The 16,518-nt window shown below is 65.8% G+C and carries 11 protein-coding genes; 4 read left to right on the top strand and 7 right to left on the bottom strand.

Features of this window, described 5'->3' with window-relative positions; translation table 11 throughout:
• Window positions 1-90: 90 nt before the first annotated feature.
• Window positions 91-1,449 (bottom strand): Na+/H+ antiporter NhaA, encoded by a 1,359-nt coding sequence (gene nhaA / locus PMI38_RS15575; RefSeq protein ID WP_008095722.1) that lies wholly within the window; start codon window positions 1,447-1,449, stop codon window positions 91-93.
• A gap of 278 nt (window positions 1,450-1,727) precedes the next feature.
• Here nhaA and aspT point away from each other — a divergent pair, with 278 nt between their 5' ends.
• From aspT to PMI38_RS15555, 4 genes are all read left to right on the top strand, one after another.
• Complete coding sequence (gene aspT / locus PMI38_RS15570) at window positions 1,728-3,410, top strand: aspartate-alanine antiporter (RefSeq protein ID WP_008095720.1); 1,683 nt, start codon at window positions 1,728-1,730, stop codon at window positions 3,408-3,410.
• Window positions 3,411-3,759: 349 nt separating this feature from the next.
• A complete protein-coding gene (locus PMI38_RS15565; RefSeq protein WP_008095718.1) occupies window positions 3,760-5,046 on the top strand; it encodes an OmpP1/FadL family transporter in 1,287 nt (428 codons plus the stop codon).
• A gap of 51 nt (window positions 5,047-5,097) precedes the next feature.
• Window positions 5,098-5,766, top strand: coding sequence for a DUF3313 domain-containing protein (locus PMI38_RS15560; RefSeq protein WP_008095717.1), 669 nt, complete (start codon window positions 5,098-5,100; stop codon window positions 5,764-5,766).
• A gap of 78 nt (window positions 5,767-5,844) precedes the next feature.
• The gene (locus PMI38_RS15555) at window positions 5,845-6,858 is read left to right on the top strand and encodes an AraC family transcriptional regulator (protein ID WP_008095715.1); all 1,014 of its coding nucleotides are present in this window, start codon (window positions 5,845-5,847) and stop codon (window positions 6,856-6,858) included.
• 2 nt (window positions 6,859-6,860) lie between these two features.
• Here the strand turns inward: PMI38_RS15555 and PMI38_RS15550 are convergent, their stop codons facing one another.
• From PMI38_RS15550 to PMI38_RS15525, 6 genes are all read right to left on the bottom strand, one after another.
• Window positions 6,861-8,489 carry a mechanosensitive ion channel family protein gene (locus PMI38_RS15550; protein ID WP_008095714.1) on the bottom strand — a complete coding sequence of 543 codons (1,629 nt, stop codon included), beginning with the start codon at window positions 8,487-8,489 and terminating at the stop codon, window positions 6,861-6,863.
• Between the two features lie 55 nt (window positions 8,490-8,544).
• Window positions 8,545-11,073, bottom strand: a complete 2,529-nt coding sequence (locus PMI38_RS15545) for a fused MFS/spermidine synthase (protein WP_008095713.1) — start codon at window positions 11,071-11,073, stop codon at window positions 8,545-8,547.
• A 178-nt stretch (window positions 11,074-11,251) separates the two neighbouring features.
• Complete coding sequence (locus PMI38_RS15540; protein WP_008095711.1) at window positions 11,252-12,820, bottom strand: arylsulfatase; 1,569 nt, start codon at window positions 12,818-12,820, stop codon at window positions 11,252-11,254.
• A gap of 105 nt (window positions 12,821-12,925) precedes the next feature.
• The gene (locus PMI38_RS15535; RefSeq protein ID WP_008095709.1) at window positions 12,926-13,930 is read right to left on the bottom strand and encodes an HAD family hydrolase; all 1,005 of its coding nucleotides are present in this window, start codon (window positions 13,928-13,930) and stop codon (window positions 12,926-12,928) included.
• 44 nt (window positions 13,931-13,974) lie between these two features.
• The gene (locus tag PMI38_RS15530) at window positions 13,975-15,285 is read right to left on the bottom strand and encodes a BatD family protein (protein ID WP_008095707.1); all 1,311 of its coding nucleotides are present in this window, start codon (window positions 15,283-15,285) and stop codon (window positions 13,975-13,977) included.
• The coding region (locus PMI38_RS15525) for a vWA domain-containing protein (protein ID WP_008095705.1) at window positions 15,282-16,518 on the bottom strand (1,237 nt) is incomplete at its 5' end. The genes PMI38_RS15525 and PMI38_RS15530, both read right to left, overlap by 4 nt.

The following is a 16,518-nucleotide window of genomic DNA, read 5'->3' as shown; positions in this document are numbered from 1 at the left end:
CTCCCACATAGTCTGCTTTTGCCTGTGCTGGCCTCATCGCCCTGTGGGAGCCGGCTTGCCGGCGATGGGCTGCGCAGCAGCCCCTAGCGCTCAGCCCGCCTCGGCGCCCACAGCCCGAGCTGCCTTGCGCAGGCTCCAGGTGCCCCACGCCAAGCCCAGCACGGCAGCGATCACCGACCCCGACAGCACACCCAGCTTGGCCGCGCCCAACGCGCCTGGATCAACGAAGGCCAGGTTGGCGATAAAGATCGACATGGTGAAGCCAATACCCGCCAACAACCCAATCAGGGTGATGCTGCGCCAGGTCACCCCCGCCGGCAGCGCGCACCAACCCAGGCGCACCATCAGCCAACTGACCAGGACGATACCCAAGGGTTTGCCCGCGACCAGCGCCACCGCCACGGCCACCATGACCCAGTAAGGCCCGCTGGCAGACAGGTCGATCCCTGACAGGCTCACGCCGGCGTTGGCCAGGGCGAACACCGGCATGATGCCGTAGGCCACCCAGGGGTGCAGGCTGCCCTGCACGCGGGTTACCGGCGGCACCAGCTCGCGCTGGGCCAGGCGCAGTTGCTTCAACGGGTCCAACAGTCTGCTGCTGTCGCCCTCCGGCGCCTTGGCGCGGCCGAGCAATTCGTTGGTGACATGGCTGATGGCGTCCACCGGGCGCTGGCCCAGGGGCATCGACCTGACCGGGGTCATCAGGCCCAGGATCACGCCAGCCAAGGTCGGGTGGGCGCCGGTCATCAGCACGCCCAGCCAGACGATGGCACCAGGGACGACGTAGGCATAGGCCGAGCCGACGCCGATCTTCTGCAGGCCGATCACCAGCAACAGGCCCAGCGCAGCCACGGCGAAGCCGCTGTAGTCCAGGCCACCGGTGTAGAAGATGGCAATGATCAGCACGGCGATGATGTCGTCGATGATCGCCAGCGCCAGCAGGAACACCCGCACGTTCGAGGGGATCGACTTGCCAAGCAGGGCCAGCACCCCGACCGCGAAGGCAATGTCGGTGGCAGTGGGTACCGCCCAGCCTTGCTGTTCGGCAGGCGCATGGTTGAACGCCAGGTAAAGCAACGCGGGCACGGCCACCCCGCCGACCGCCGCCGCCATGGGCAGCGTGGCCTGGCGCAGGCTGGACAGCGCGCCTTCATGGATTTCGCGGCGGATTTCCATGCCGACGACCAGGAAGAAGATGGTCATCAGGCCATCGTTGACCCAGAAGTGCAGGGATTGGGAGAACACCAGCGAGCCGATACCGAAGGTCACGGGTGCATGCCAGAGGGCATCGTAGCTGGCGGCGGCGGGCGAGTTCGCCCAGATGAGCGCCGTCACGGCGGCGATCAACAAGACGATGCCGCTGACCGCCTCGATGTGCAGGAAGCGCTCCAGGGTGGCGAATGCGCGCTGGGCGATTCGCTGGGCACGGGGCATTACATGTTTTTGCATGGGCGCAAGGACTCCCGCAAGGCGGCCCGACCTGCGTAGCTGTTTAACCTGCATCACTGCTTCATGCAGCTAGCACCCGGCCGGCATTCTAACGGAAAACTTGCCCGTCGTCCTCTACCACCGTAGCAGCAGGCGCGGGCCAATGCCGCCCCGAGCGCAGTGGCGTGGCCGGGTATCGGCTGCCTGCCCATGGCACCTGCCTGAACATTTCATGACACGCGTGGCTACCCCCGCGTTTGTGCGCATACTCATCCAGGTCAGAACCGAAGGAGCGTTCGATGGTCCATCTGGCCCTGGAGGCGTTGCGCGCCAACCCGGAAATCGCGGTGTTTCTCGCCATTGCCCTGGGCATTCTGCTGGGCCGGGTGAAGCTGGGCAGCTTCCACCTCGGCTCGGTGGCCGGGGCGTTGCTGATGGGCCTGCTGATCGGCCAGGTCGGCCTGCAGGTGCCCCACGAACTCAAGTCGGTGTTCTTTGCCCTGTTCATCTACGCGGTCGGTTTCAAGAGCGGCCCGGAGTTCTTCGGCAGCCTCAACCGCGGCACGCTCAAGCTGGTGTTGTTGTCGGTGGTGCTGTGCGCCACGGCGCTGGCGGTGATCCTGGCGATGAACGCCTTCTACGGTTTCGACGCAGGCTTTACCGCAGGCCTTGGCGCCGGCGCGCTCACCGACACGGCAATCATGGGCACCGCCAGCAGCGCCATCGCCCAGTTGCCCCTGGACGACGCGGCCAAGGCCACCCTCAACAGCCACATGGCAGTCGCCTATGCCATCACTTATGTGTTCGGCACCGTCGGCCTGATCGTCTTCGTCGGCAGCCTGGCACCACGCCTGCTGGGCGTCGACCTGCGCGCCAGTGCCCAGGAGCTTGAGCGTGAGCTCGGTATCGAACGCAACGAAGACGCCATCAGCATCCCCTATACCCGCATCGTGGTGCGCGCCCATCGCCTCAGCGCTACCACGGTCATGGGCCTGAGCATTGCCGACATCGAAGCCCTGCATCCGTCCTTGAGCGTCGAGCGCATCACCCGCGACGGGCAAGTGTTCGAACGCGATCCGGCGCGGGTGCTGGCCAACGGCGACATTCTCGGGATCTACGCCCTGCGCGAGGCGGTCAGCGACCTGCACGACTGGATCGGCCCGGAGGTGGATCACCCCGACAGCCTGTCGTTCCCGACACGCAGCGCGGACATCGTGCTGACCAACCGCCAACTTGCCGGGCGTACCCTGCACCAGGTGAAAGCGGCGCTGACCGGTGCCGAGCGCATGGGCTGCTTCCTGACCGGCATCACCCGCCAGGGCCTGCCGCTGCCGCTGTTGCCTGAGACGGTGCTGCGCCGTGGCGATGTCATCAGCCTCACCGGTCGCGCCGCCAGTGTCGAAGCCCTGGCCACGCAAGTGGGGCGCATCCGCGAAGCGAGCTACCGCAGCGACATCGCCCTGCATGCCCTGGGCTTGGTGCTGGGCTCGCTGGTTGGGCTGTTGTCCACCCATATCGGCATGATTCCGGTGGAGTTGGGTATCGGCGGCGGGATCCTGCTGGCCGGCTTGCTGATCGGTTGGTACAACTCACGACACCCCGAGTTCGGCGCCCTGCCCGCGGCGGCGCAATGGGCCTTCTCGGAGTTCGGCCTGACCGCCTTCGGCGCCGTGGTCGGCCTGCTGGCGGGGCCTGCGGCGCTGACGGCGATCAAGGAACAAGGCATGTCATTGCTGGTCGCCGGGGCCCTGGTGACAATCATTCCACCCTTGGTCACGTTGTTTTTCGGGCGCTATGTCCTGCGCCTGCACCCGATGATCCTGTTCGGTGCGCTGGCCGGCGCGCAGACCGAAGCCGCGTCGATGAACAAGATCATCGAACAGTCCGGCAGCAATACCCCGGTCATCGGCTTTACTGTCTGCTATGCAGTTTCCAACGTGTTACTGGCCGTCTGCGGCCCGATCATCATTGCATTCGCGTGAGTGGCAAAAACGCCGTTTCGACAACGCCGGGCTCACCTGCCCAAGTACCGGGCGGACAATACTTGCGAGACAAACAGTGTCGTCTAAAGTATCAACGCCAACCTCTGTTCTTTGCTTGTTGTTCACGCCTGATCAGATGTCATGAAATGAAAGCCGTGCGCCGTCATGGCTGCATTCGTCCCGCTACCCTGCATGTCCCAAGCAACGATAGTTCGCTGGTAGTTGCCCTGACGGGTACGGCGCTTCAGATCACAAAGGAGCGTTTGATGGAACCGAACGACAGGCTTTCCAGCCTCCCTGCCCTTCTGGACGCCAACATCCCGAATCCACTGCCGCCGTACCTTGCATCATGAGCCTGCAGCGCGGTTGTGCAGCGCTAGCCTTCGCATGCGCGGCGGTGGTCCATGGCAACCCCGCCTGGGCTGGCGGCATCCTGATTTATGAAGCCGGCCAGGAGGGCAATGGCCTGGCCAATGCCGGCTCCGCTGCCCTGGCCAATGACCCCAGCGTGCTGATGAGCAACCCGGCAGGCATCACCCGGCTCAAGGGCACCCAGGTCAGTGCCAACGCCCAGGTGATCCTCGGCGATCTGCGTTTCTCCCGCGACAGCAGCAACCAGTTCGACGGCAACGAAGGCGGCAATGCGCTGCAGTACCTGCCCGGCGCCAGCCTGTTCGTCAGCCACCAGCTCGACGAGCGCTCGGCCATCGGCTTTGGCATGTACGGCAACTTCGGCCTGGCGGTGGACTACGATGACGACTGGGCCGGACGCTACTTCACCCAGGAAGCCGCGGTGATTGGCGTATCGCTGCAACCCACCTGGGCCTACAAGTTCACCGACGACCTGTCCATCGGCGTCGGCCCCCGGATCATGCTCGGCTACTACCGCACCGAAATGGCCATCAACAACAACCTGCTGGGCCTGGCCGACCGGCCGGACGGGCAACTGGAATACAAGGACACCGACGTCGGGATGGGCGTCAACCTCGGCCTGCTCTATCAAGTCGACCCGCGCACCCGTGTGGGCCTGGCCTACACCAGCAAGGTCAAGCTGGAATTCGAAGACAAGCCGCACCTCAAGGACATCAGCAACCCCTTGATCAACGTCGCCCTGCGTCGCCTGGACGCGGACAACCTGGAACTCGACCTCAACGTGCCGCAGACGGTGACCTTCAGCATCGCCCACGAGCTGGACGACCAGTGGACCCTGCTCGGCAGCCTCAACTGGCAGGACTGGAGCGATTTCGGCGACGTCGGCGTGGAAGTCGACAGCAACGCCGGCGACACCAGCCGCACCGTCGACCGCCAGTACAAGGACACCTGGCACGCCTCGGTGGGGGCGCAGTACCAGGCTACCCGGCAATGGCGCTGGAGCGTAGGCCTCGGCTACGACAGCTCGGCCGTGGACGACAAGGACCGCACCGTCGACAACCCCATGGGCGAAGCCTGGCGGCTGGCAGCCGGCGTCAATTACCAGGTCGAGGAAGGCTTCGACCTGCACATGGCCTACACCCTGGTCTGGCTCGGCGACATGGACGTCGAGCAGACCAAGGCGCGCTCCGGCAACACGCTGTCGGGCAGCTACGACAACAGTGCGTTGCATATCCTCGGGGGTGGCGCCACCTGGCGATTCTGAGGCACCCTGCGCGGCTGCAGGACATCGATCATTGTAAGAAGGAGAAGCTGCATGAATACCAAGTCGTTAGCTGCATCGCTGTGCCTTGCAACGCTCATGCTGCAGGGCTGTGCCAGCAAGTACGTGGAGTCCGACCAGTATTCGGGCTTCCTCAAGGACTACAGCATGCTCAAGGAAGGCGAGTCGCCGTCCGGTGCGCCGGTGATGCGCTGGATCAAGCCAGGGATCGACGCCAAGCGCTTCAGCAGCGTCTACATCGAACCGAGCCAGCTGTACCCCAAACCACAGCCGACCGAGAAGGTGCCGCAGGCGACCCTGCAGGGCATCACCACCTACTACGACCAGACCCTCAAGAACCACTTCTCCCAGGTATTGCCGCTGGCCAAGAGCCCAGGCCCACGGGTTCTGGTCGTGCGCCCGGCGATCACCGCGGTCAGCGCCCAGACCAAGAGCCTGCGCCCGTATGAAGTCATCCCGATCGCACTGATTGCCGCCGGTATCAGCACCGCGACCGGTATCCGCGACCAGGACACCAGCATCGCCACCGAAGCCGCGTTCCTCGACGGCGAGACCAACCAGGTGGTGGCCGAAGTGGTGCGCAAAGGCGCCGGCACGGAGCTCGACAACTCCTCCCAGGTGATGCAGGCCAAGGACGCCAAGGCCGTGCTCGATGGCTGGGCCAAGGACATGGTCAGCTCGTTCCAGACCCTGCGCAAGTAAATCGCCCCACCCCACTGCAGGGCCGAGCCTGCAGTGGGGCGCATCGCTTCCACGCTCGGCCCATCGAGGCGCGATTCCATGGACAGCATTCGCGGCAGCGCTCTGCTGCAATTCGATCAGTTACTGGCCGAGCACGGCGCACTGCAGCGGGACTTCCTGGCCCCGCTGCAGATCGGCCTGGACGTGGTCGGCAACTACGGCAAGACCTTGCCCTACATCAGCCTCGTGCAGTTGTTCGAAGGTAGTGCTCATGCCCTCAGCCTGCCCCGCTTCGGCCTGGAGCTCGCGTTGCTGCAAGGCACGACGCTGGTCGGGCCGCTGCGCTATCTGGCCGCCTCGGCGCCCACCGTCGGCCATGCGCTGGTGGCGGTGATCCGCTACATGCGCCACTACAGCCCGGCCATTCAATTTCGTCTGGAACACCGTGCCGGCCAGGCCCTGCTGTACTTCGACAACGGCCTGCCCAATTCCGAGCAAACGCCACAGGTCGTCGAAAAGTCGGTCATGGGGGCCAGGCTGTTGATCGGCGAACTGCGCGGCACGCCATTGCGCCCCCGGGCGGTCACCTTCCGCCACAGGGCGTTGGGCGAAACAGCGGGCTACCTGCGCTACTTCGACTGCCCGGTGCTGTTCGAGCAGTCGCACAATTGCCTGGTGATGGCGGCCGATGTTCTGCAGGAGGCCTGCGTACGTCACGACGCGTCCTTGCATGCCATCGTTCGCCACTACCTGGAAGACCAGGCGGTGCCCTGTGACAGTCTGCGTGCCCGGGTGGAGCGCAAGGTCCAGATGCTGCTGCCCAGCCAACGCTGCACCCTGGAGCAAGTGGCCCTGGCGCTGGACCTCAACTCGCGCACGCTGCAGCGGCGCCTGGCCAGCGAAGGCATCGACTTCGAAGACTACCTGGATGGCTTGCGCCGACGCCAGGCGCAGCAGATGTTGCGCAGCACTGGCCTGACCGTTGGCCAGATCGCCAGCGAACTGGGGTATCGGCGCACCACTTCGTTCTGCCGCGCCCACCTGCGCTGGTTCGACATGACCCCACTGGAACATCGCCGGCAGTATGGCGACCCGATGATCGCCAACTCGTAAAGCTATTGGCCGTCCGGCTTGGCGGAGGTATCCCGAGCCGGCGCGGTGAACCATTTTTCCCGCGGCACCCACTTCTCCTGCGCAGGATCGCCCAGGTAATGCGGCGACATGATCTGCACGCCGTACTCGTTGAACACATCCTGAATGTTGGCATGCAACACGCTCAGCAGCTCCGCCCGCGGCCGGGGCTCGCTGGGCACGGCCTGGGCCACCAGGCGGTACTCGGGGTAGAAGTCCGACAGTCCGGTCTGGAACACCTGGGGCGGGGGCTTGGCGACGATGCCCTCGGTACGCTCGGCGGCTTCCACCAGCATCGCCTCGACCTGGCGCCAGGGTGTGTCGTAACCGATGGTGACCACGGTATCGACGATGTAGCCCTGGCCCTGGACCACACGCGAATAGTTGCGCGTCACGGAGCCTGTGATCATCGAGTTGGGCAAGGTCAGCACCTCGCCGAGGCCTGTGCGAATGGTGGTGTTGAACATGCCGACTTCGGTCACGGTCCCTTCGTTGTCGCCCACCCGCACGTACTCACCTGCCTTCAAGGTCCGCGAGTAGGTCAGGATCAGCCCGGCCGCCGCCTGCCCGACCACACTGGAGGCGCCCAGGGAAATCATCAGCCCGAGCAGCACCGACAGGCCCTTGAACGCATCGGTGCCAGAGCCTGGCAGGTACGGGTAGGCCATGACCAGGGCGAACAGCCAGATCGCCAGCGAGGTCAGGCGGGTGGTCGGCTGCAAGGTTTCTTCGGTCAGCCACTTGATCGTGCCGGGGCGGGCCATGCGCTCCAGCAATCGCCGGCTGAAGCCGCTGATGCCACGGGCGATGAAGAAGATCATGAGCGCAACGGCGATGCCGGGGATGGCCTGCAGGATACCGTGCACCAGGTAGCGCAGCAGGTCGAGCAAGTGCACGTTGAGGCTTTCGCCCCAGGGCCGGGTATAGGGGAACTGTGAGAGCACGAAGCTCAGCCACTGGTAGCTCAGCAGGAAGACCACTACCCAGTACAACAAGCGCAGCAGGCGATCGGTCAGGTGATACACGTACTGCATGTCGAACAGCGGCAACTGGCCGACGCGAATCTGCTTGGCGCGCTCGCGCATCAACTGCGTCAGCACCCCACGCAGCTTGCGTCGCCCCCAGTTGGCGGCCTTGATCAGCACCAGGAAGATCACGGTGGCCAGGGCCGACCACCCCAGCGCCTTGAGTAGAAAGTGCAGGCTGCGCGCTTCGCCGGATTCTTCCACCACCTGGCGCAGCACCGCGGCGGCCTGTTCGGCAGGCAGGCGCGTGTCACCGCCGTTGATGCCCACATCCTGGGGCGCGACGATGAAGGCGCGGTGGCCACCGAGCAGCACCATATGGCTGTTGACGATCGGGTCGACCGTGACCCGCAACTCGTCGCTGCCGCGCAGGGCTTCCTCGATTACCGCCGCGGCCCGTTGCGCCCGGGCTTTTGGGGTTTCCCCGAGCAAGGTGGCATTGAAGGTGAAGATGCTGCGGTTGGCGATCACCAGTTCGGCTGGATCGGCGGGGATGCCGTCGGTGACGCTGGCGGCCGGATCACTGCCCTGCCCCACGGCGGGCAACAGCAGCAGCCACACCAGCAGCAGGCGAAAAAGGTGGTTCATTGCACACTCCCTGGGCACGAGGACGAACGGCGTCCCTCTAGTCATAGCACAGGGTTCACTGGCTGGAGCCCGACCCCAGGAACCAGCGGAAATAGGGGTTGTCGCCGTCGCTGCGGGCCAGCTCGCGGGCCTCCCGGGCCCAGGCCTGGCGATTGCCGTTGTAGGCATGCAGGCTGAGACTGTAGAAGCGTTCGAGCACCCGCCAGCGGTCGTTCACCGCGCTGGCGAATGCAGGCTCTGCACCTTGCAGGGGCGGTGCGCCCCTGAGCGCCAGCAAGCTCGGCAGTACCCGGGTGATTTCCCGTGGCCGTACCCAGCCGGCGTACTCGATGCGCGGCTGGTCGTCGGTCACGGGCCTGGCATCGGCGGCGAAACGTTCGAGCCCGGCGCGGTCGGTGATCCAGGTCGCCAGCAGCGCCTGCGCCGAATCGACCCCGACCTCGGCCAGCGCTGCGGCCACCGGTGGTTGCGCCAGGCGTTGGCGAATCCGCGGCACATCCAGCTCCAGTGGCTGCAGCGAGCCGATCAGGAGCATTTCGTGGAACTCGGTCGACCACAGCGACGCATGCGGGAATACCTCGATGAAACTGCGCACCAGCGCGCGGCTGTCCTCTTCGTTCTGGGTTGGCAAAGGCAGCCACTGCGCCACCAGCCCGCCCGGCTCAAGGCGCGAGGCGGCAAGCTGGTAGAAGTCGCGGGAATACAGGTTGACCACGCCGGCGGCCGAGGGTGGCGGCGGCTCCAGGGTGACCAGGTCGTAACGTTCCTCGCTGCGCAGCAGTTCGCGGCGGCCGTCACGCAGGCGGATATCCAGCCGCGGGTCGACCACGGCGGCGAAGTTGCCATTGAAGCGCGGCGCCGCTTGCAGCACCTCGGGCAACAGTTCCGCCACCACCGGGCGCTCCAGCCCTGGATAGCGCAGCATCGCCCCGGCGGTGATGCCGGTGCCGAAGCCGATCACCAGCGCAGAACGTGGCTCACCACGGTGAATCAGCAAGGGCAACAAGGCCTGCAGGCGCATGTAGCGCAACGACGGCATGGCATCGCCGGTGTTGGACACACCCTGGATGTACAAGCGATTGAAGGTCTGGCCCTGACGCCCCTGGCTGACCACCGCCACGGTGCCGCCCTTGCCCTCGTGGTAGTAGGTGAGCTGACCGTTGCGCGCGCCCGGCAGCAGTTCGGCCAGGCGCTGGGGTGGTGTGAACACCGCCACCAGCAGGCTCGCACCCGCCACCGCGATCACCGCCATGGCCGTCGGGCGCCGCACGCCCGGGCCACGCCAGACGGCCACCAGGCCGACCAGCGCCGCCAGGCCGGCCAGCACGCCCAGGGCACGCACCAGGCCCAGCTGCGGCACCAGGACAAAACCGGTAAGCAGCACCCCGACGATGCCGCCCAAGGTATTGAGCGCTACCACCGCGCCCACGTCACGGCCGACATGGCCGCTGTCCACCACCAGGCGCAAGGCCAGCGGGAATGCAGCGCCCAGCAAGGTGGTCGGGAGGAGCACCATGCACAGCGCTGCGGTGGCGAAACGGGCGCTCATGCCGGCCAGTTCGCTGCCGAACAGCTGCAAGGCGAACAGTTCGGCCTGGGTCTGCGCCAGCACCAGCCAGCGCCCGAGCCCGGCGAGTTGCAACAAGGCCAGCAACCCCGCGAGGGCGATCAACAGGCCGAACAGGCCCCACGGGTCACGGATACGGTCGGCGCGTCGCGCATACAGGGCACTGCCGGCGAGCAGACCGCCCAGGTAAGTGGCCAGCACCACGGCGAAGGCGAACGCACGGGTGCTCATGAAGGGCACGATCGACTGGCTCCACACCACCTCATAGCCCAGCGCCACGCCTCCGGCGACGCAGTACAGGCCGATGGCCAGGCGTGCCTGTGCGCTACGCGGCGCCGACGACAGCTTGCCAGGCACCGGCAGCGTGGCATCGCGTCGACGTGCCAGCCACGCGCCCAGGGCCGCCAGCAGGTTGAGCATCGCCGCGGCGCAGGCGCTGCCGGTGACGCCCAATTGTGGCAGCAGCACGAACGCGGCCAGCAAGGTGCCGGCAATGGCGCCCGCCGTGTTCGCCGCGTACAGCCGGCCCCCCGCCTCGGCCAGTTGGCCACTGGCGGGCGCCAGCGAGCGGACCAACACCGGCAAGGTGCCGCCCATGAGCAAGGCCGGCAGCCCGACCAGGGTGAAAGGCAGGGCCCAGGCCAACAGGCCGGTGCTGCCCTCCAGGCGGGCGAACGGTCCGGCGGCATGGGCCAGGCCCAAGGTGGCGCCGATGCCAAGCACGGCGACGGCCAGTTCCAGGCAGACGTACAGCAGCACCGGGCGCCGCAAACGGTCGGCCCAGCGCCCGAACGCCAGGCCGCCCAGGGCGAGGCCTGCGAAGAAGGCACTGATGCCCGTGGCCACGGCGTGCACTTCGACGCCGACCACAAGCGACAGTTGTTTGATCCAGAGGACTTGATAGACCAGGCCGGCGGCGCCGGAGAGGAAGAGCAGCGTTGCAGGCAACGCTACCGACAGGCGCGCCTTGGCTTGCGGCGTGTCGGTGACCACGGAGGATGCTGCTGGTGATGCCATGCCGGAGCCCTTGTCAGGTGAAGGTGTGGGAGCGGGCTTGTCCCGCGAAAGGGCCGGCCCAGGCAATGAAGGGGCATGGCCAGGGCTTTGCCCTGGTTCGCGGGGCAAGCCCGCTCCCACAGGTACATCACAGGCTGTCAAAACTGTGCTTTCCCTGTGGGAGGCGGCAAGCGTCGCGTCACTGCTTGTTCATCTTCTCCTCGATCTTCTTGTCCACATCGGCACGGATCTGGTCGATGCTGAAGCTCGCTGGCCGCTGGCTAGGCGGATAGTCGACGAAGGTCTGCAGGAAAGCGGCGGCCTTCTTGATGCCGTTGAAGACAAGGTAGTCGTTCTTGGTCAGCCAGTCGTTGTACTGGTCTGAAACCACATCGGCGCGCTCGTACGGGTCCATGCGCAGGTTGAACATCTTCGGTACGCGCAGGCATGTGAACGGCTCGCTCCAGACCGCGAAGCCACCCGGGGCACGTTGCTCGCAGAACACGATTTTCCAGTCGCCATAACGCATCGACACGAGCTCGCCATCATCGTTGAAGTAGTAGAACTCGCTGCGCGCGCTCTTGTCGGTCTTGCCCGTGAGCATGTCGAGCTGGTTGAAACCGTCCAGATGGACCTTGAAGTTCTTGCCACCCACGTCAGCGCCCTTGAGCAGGCGGTCCTTGATATCGCTATCGCCTGTTGCCGCCAACAAGGTCGGGAACCAGTCAAGGCCGGACATCATCTGGGTGTTCACCGAGTCAGGCTTGATCTTGCCTGGCCAGCGCACCATGGCCGGCACCCTGAAGGCACCTTCCCAGTTGGAGTTCTTTTCGTTGCGGAACGGGGTAGTCGCCGCATCCGGCCAGGACCACTGGTTCGGGCCATTGTCGGTGGTGTAGACGACGATCGTGTTGTCGGTGATCTTCAGATCATCCAAGGTCTTGAGCAGCTTGCCGACATCGCCGTCATGCTCAAGCATGCCATCGGCATACTCGTTGCCGAGCATGCCGCTCTGCCCCTGCATCGACTCGCGCACATGGGTGAAGGCGTGCATCCGGGTGGTGTTCATCCACACGAAGAACGGTTTGTTGGCCTTGACCTGCTTGTCGATGAAGTTGATCGCGGCCTGGGTGGTTTCGTCGTCGATGGTCTCCATGCGCTTCTTGGTCAGGGCGCCGGTGTCCTCGATCTTGCCATCGGCACTGGCCTTGATCACCCCGCGTGGCGAGGCGGCCTTGACGAACTCCTGGTCATCCTTGGGCCAGTACGGGCGCTCAGGTTCCTCTTCGGCGTTCAAGTGGTAGAGGTTGCCGAAGAACTCGTCGAAACCATGGTTGGTGGGCAGGTATTCATCTCGGTCGCCCAGGTGGTTCTTGCCGAATTGCCCCGTGGCGTAGCCTTCGGCCTTGAGCGCCTGGGCGATGGTCACGTCGCGCGCCTGCAGGCCGACCGGCACGCCCGGCATGCCAACCTTGGACAAGCCGGTGCGCAAGGCCGACTGGCCGGTGATGAACGTCGACCGCCCGGCCGTGCAACTGTTTTCGGCATAGTAGTCGGTGAACATCATGCCTTCCTTGGCGATGCGGTCGATGTTCGGCGTCTGGTAACCGACCACGCCCTTGCCATAGGCACTGATATTGGTCTGGCCGATATCGTCGCCGAATATGACCAGAATGTTCGGCTTGTCCGCCGCACTGGCCAGCCCCGCTGCGAACGTTGCCGTGGCCGCGAGGGCGGCCGCCGACAACCATGCTCTACTGGACTTCATAGGTACGCTCTCCGTTTCACGTCACTGCTGCAGTCCACGACTTCGTGCACTAGGGTCGCGGGTAGTTGGCCGGCCCCCGTACTCCTGCGGTTGGTTTTTGAATCTTCAGGGGGCCTCGAAGGGGTATACACGGCGCCACTCATTGGCCATGTCCACCACCGTCCAGCCCTTGGCTTGCGCCTGGTCGAGGGCCTTGTCCAGGCGCCCGACATTGCTCTTGCGGTCATAGGCCCATTCGCGATGGGCGTCGGTGTGGTGCACCAGCCCGGCAAAGCGCTTCCCCTCACCCGCCTGGGTCCACTGCAGCATCTGCAGGTCCCCGTCGGAGTTGCCGAAGGCCAGCAGCGGCCGGCGACCAATGATCGAGTCGATGCTCACCGGCTTGCCCGGGCCATCGTCGTTATGCACGACCTTGGGCAGGCGTTGAACGCTCAGTTTGCCCTGCTGATCCTGGAAGGTGGCGCCCAGGGTGGTGCCGATCACCTGCTCGGGGGGGATGCCGTACACCTCTTCGGCAAAGGCGCGCATGAAGGCCACCTCGCCACCGGAAACGATGTAGGTCTTGAAACCGTGGTCACGCAGGTAGGCCAGCAGTTCCAGCATCGGCTGAAACACCATTTCGGTGTAGGGCTTGCCCGTGCGCGGGTGGCGGGCACTGGCCAGCCAGCTGCGGCTGCGGGCGATGAAGTCTGTGGTGCTCATGCCCGAATGGGTCGCGGCGACGATCTTGAGGATGCCGTCCATGCCCTGGGCGGCCAGTGCCTGGTGGTCGTTCTCCAGCACCGCCTTGAACGGCTGCTGGGTGCGCCACTGGGGATGTTCGGGGGCCAGGCGCTTGACCTCGTCCATGGCAAACAGCACCTCGAAGTACATAGGCTGCTCGCTCCACAAGGTGCCGTCGTTGTCGAACACCGCAATACGCTGTCCGGGCACGACATAATCCGGGCCCCCTTCCTGGGTCACCGCTTCGACGAAGGCCACGATGGCGCTGCGCGAAGCGCCCTCGCGCCAGGCGGGTAGAGGGTCGGCCGCCTGGGCCAGCACGGGCAGCAGCATTAACAACAGATACAGCAGCCCGCGCAGGGAAGCCCCGGTTGCTGATTCGCGCATGGTGAACCGTCCTTGCATCATGGCATTTACCTGAAAATGAGCCGTCACGGGTTAAGGTCACGCAGCCCGTTACTGTCGCGGGAACCGGCCTTGCCCGTTGCAACCCTCTGGCGCAACCGCTGCATCAGTTTTTTGCGGTCACTGGCACTGTGCCCGCGCGTACCCTCGCCGCCATACGAACTTTGGAAAAAGGCTAGCAAATCGTCCTCGGATTGCCCGGACATGGGATGTTCACTTGACGACAGCGTGCGCCGGCCGGTGCTACGCCGTACCCACAAGTACAAGCCATCCAGGCGCGCCGGCTGGCGGCCGCTCTGCTGCCGCGCCTGGCGCCAGGCGTAGCCGGGCGAGTCGAGCCAGGCCTGCCGACGCCGCGCCTGCCAGCGTCGCAGCCACTGCCACCCTGCCCGCCCCCATGCGCGTCCCATCCATGCCAATGTCCCAAGCAGCAGCACCAGCCCCAGCAACACCCACCCATGGCCGGCAAGCCTGACCTGCGCGCCCTGGCCAAGCGCACGCAGGTCGTCGCTCAGGGAGAACGGCGCCTGATAGGCGCCTGCCTCGGCCACCACCTCAACGGCAGGCACCGAGGCCGTGCGCGGCTCGCCCGTAGTGGCATCCCACCACTTCACCTCGATGGCTGGCAGGCGGTAGTGCCCGGCGGCAGTGGCCACATAGCTGACACTGTCCTCGCGCTGGCCCCCAAGGATGCCGCCACGGCCATCGCTGAGCGCCGTGACGCTGGGCGTCTGCACATAGCGCTTGAGACCCTCGACCTCGGCGAAACCCGGTGGAGGGATCAGCATGGCCTGGGCGCCGGGGGCCACGGTATGCAGGCGCCGGGTGATGCTGTCACCCGCGCGTAAAGGGTTGTGCGAACGCTCGATGACCTGGGTCAGCTCGACCTGCTGCGCGACCAGGCGCTGCTCGCCGGTCGTGCTGACGACGCCTTTGGCCTCGAACGAAAGGGGTTGGCTATGCACCGTCAGCACCGTGCTGTCCGGGCCGGGCTTAACGCGAAACGCCAGCGCGGGAATGCTGAACCGCTGCGCTGCGGTGGGGGTGATCTGGTAGCGGTAGCGCAGGCCGAAGAAGGCCTTGCCGTCGAGTCGCTGATTCAGGTGCTGCGCTTCGCCACTGGGCGGGCTGACCACCGCGCCGGCCAGTTGCAATGCCGGCAGCACCGGGGCATCGGTGAACCAGGTGTCGACCAGCAGGTCCACCTCCAGGCTGACCGTGCCCCCGGTCATGATCGGCGTGTCCGGCACCAGCCGCGCCTGCACCCGCACCTCAGGCTCGGCAGCACTCGTCAGCCCAACCAGGCAAATCAGGAGCAGCAAGGCCCAACGGGTCATGGTGCCTCCTTCGCGGCATCCTGGAGCGCGAACTTGCGCTTGAGAAACTGCGCTGGCGAGGTGGTCAGGTTGTTCAGCCACAGCTGGTCGGAGGCTGCCTGGGGCGTCTGTTGCTGCTGTTGCTTGCCACCGGCTGCCGGGGTCTGGTCCTCGACCACCTTGTCGGGTTGCTCATCGGGCGGCTTGGCCTGCTGCTGATCCTCGTAGTCCTTGCGCAGCGCCTCGGCCAGTGCCAGGTTGGCCTTGGCTTCAGGGAATTCAGGCTGCAGACGCAACGCCTGCTGGTAGGCGGCAATGGCCTGGGTGAACTTGAACAGGCGCACATAGCTGTTGCCCTGGTAGAACCAGGCAGGTGCCGTGTCGACTTTGCCCAGGTTTGCCAGCGCCGCCTGAAAATCGGCCGCCTGGTAGGCCGCGACACCCTTCCAGTAAGGGTCGTGGAACCGCGCCGCGGCCTGCGGATAGTGGCCATGCTCGAACGCCCAACGCCCCTGTTGGTCGGCAGTGAAGAAGGCATCGGTCAGTGCTCCGGCCCGTGCGGGTTCGCCCGCGCCGCCCAGCAGCAATGCCAGCAGCAGGCCGGGCAACCAGTTCACCCGCCAGCCTCGGCGCACGCTGAACAGCACCAGCAATAGCAAGGGCCAGCACAGCCAATAGCCGGCATCCTTCCAGTGCAACTCGGCATCAAGGCCGCTGGCAGTCTTGAAATGGCGCTGGGCGTGCAGCTCGATCCAGTCCAGGTCATCGTCGTTCAGCGACAGGCTGCCCAGCGGTGCGCCCGCCGCCTTGGCCAGGCCCTTGAGCCCTTGCGCGTCGAAATCGCCCTGCAGCGGCCGGCCTTCGGCGTCAAGCCTGGGCAGGCCCCGGGCATCACGCAACGGGCCGGTCGACTGGCTGCCGACCGCCAGCACCAGCACTTGCAGCGAACTGCCGGCCAGGCGCTTGTCGATCGCCTCGAACTGGCTGGCGTCAGCGCCGTCGGTCAGCAGCACCAGGCTGCCTGGGGCCTTTTCGGCGTCCAGCAGTTTGAGCGCCAGGTCGATTGCCCCCAGTGCGTCCTTGCCGGGCTTGCCCATCAAGTCGGTAGCCAGCGCCTGAATGAAGGTGTCGAGCAGGGCCGGGTCATCGGTGGCCGGCAGCACCAGGTGCGCGCTGCCGGCGTAGGCGACCAGCGCGGTGCGCGCGCCACCCCGGCGCATGACCAGGTCGTGCAGGGTGTGCCGGGCCGCCGCC

It is taken from the genome of Pseudomonas sp. GM84 (assembly GCF_000282535.1).
Lineage (GTDB): Bacteria > Pseudomonadota > Gammaproteobacteria > Pseudomonadales > Pseudomonadaceae > Aquipseudomonas.
Note: the sequence above shows the minus strand (reverse complement) of the source record. Positions and strands in the feature narration are given on the sequence as shown.

Bases quoted from the DNA above. Each gene is read 5' to 3' on its own strand.
- nhaA (WP_008095722.1), bottom strand. From the start codon at position 1,449: ATGCAAAAACATGTAATGCCCCGTGCCCAGCGAATCGCCCAGCGCGCA.
- aspT (WP_008095720.1), top strand. From the start codon at position 1,728: ATGGTCCATCTGGCCCTGGAGGCGTTGCGCGCCAACCCGGAAATCGCG.
- PMI38_RS15565 (WP_008095718.1), top strand. From the start codon at position 3,760: ATGAGCCTGCAGCGCGGTTGTGCAGCGCTAGCCTTCGCATGCGCGGCG.
- PMI38_RS15560 (WP_008095717.1), top strand. From the start codon at position 5,098: ATGAATACCAAGTCGTTAGCTGCATCGCTGTGCCTTGCAACGCTCATG.
- PMI38_RS15555 (WP_008095715.1), top strand. From the start codon at position 5,845: ATGGACAGCATTCGCGGCAGCGCTCTGCTGCAATTCGATCAGTTACTG.
- PMI38_RS15550 (WP_008095714.1), bottom strand. From the start codon at position 8,489: ATGAACCACCTTTTTCGCCTGCTGCTGGTGTGGCTGCTGCTGTTGCCC.
- PMI38_RS15545 (WP_008095713.1), bottom strand. From the start codon at position 11,073: ATGGCATCACCAGCAGCATCCTCCGTGGTCACCGACACGCCGCAAGCC.
- PMI38_RS15540 (WP_008095711.1), bottom strand. From the start codon at position 12,820: ATGAAGTCCAGTAGAGCATGGTTGTCGGCGGCCGCCCTCGCGGCCACG.
- PMI38_RS15535 (WP_008095709.1), bottom strand. From the start codon at position 13,930: ATGCGCGAATCAGCAACCGGGGCTTCCCTGCGCGGGCTGCTGTATCTG.
- PMI38_RS15530 (WP_008095707.1), bottom strand. From the start codon at position 15,285: ATGACCCGTTGGGCCTTGCTGCTCCTGATTTGCCTGGTTGGGCTGACG.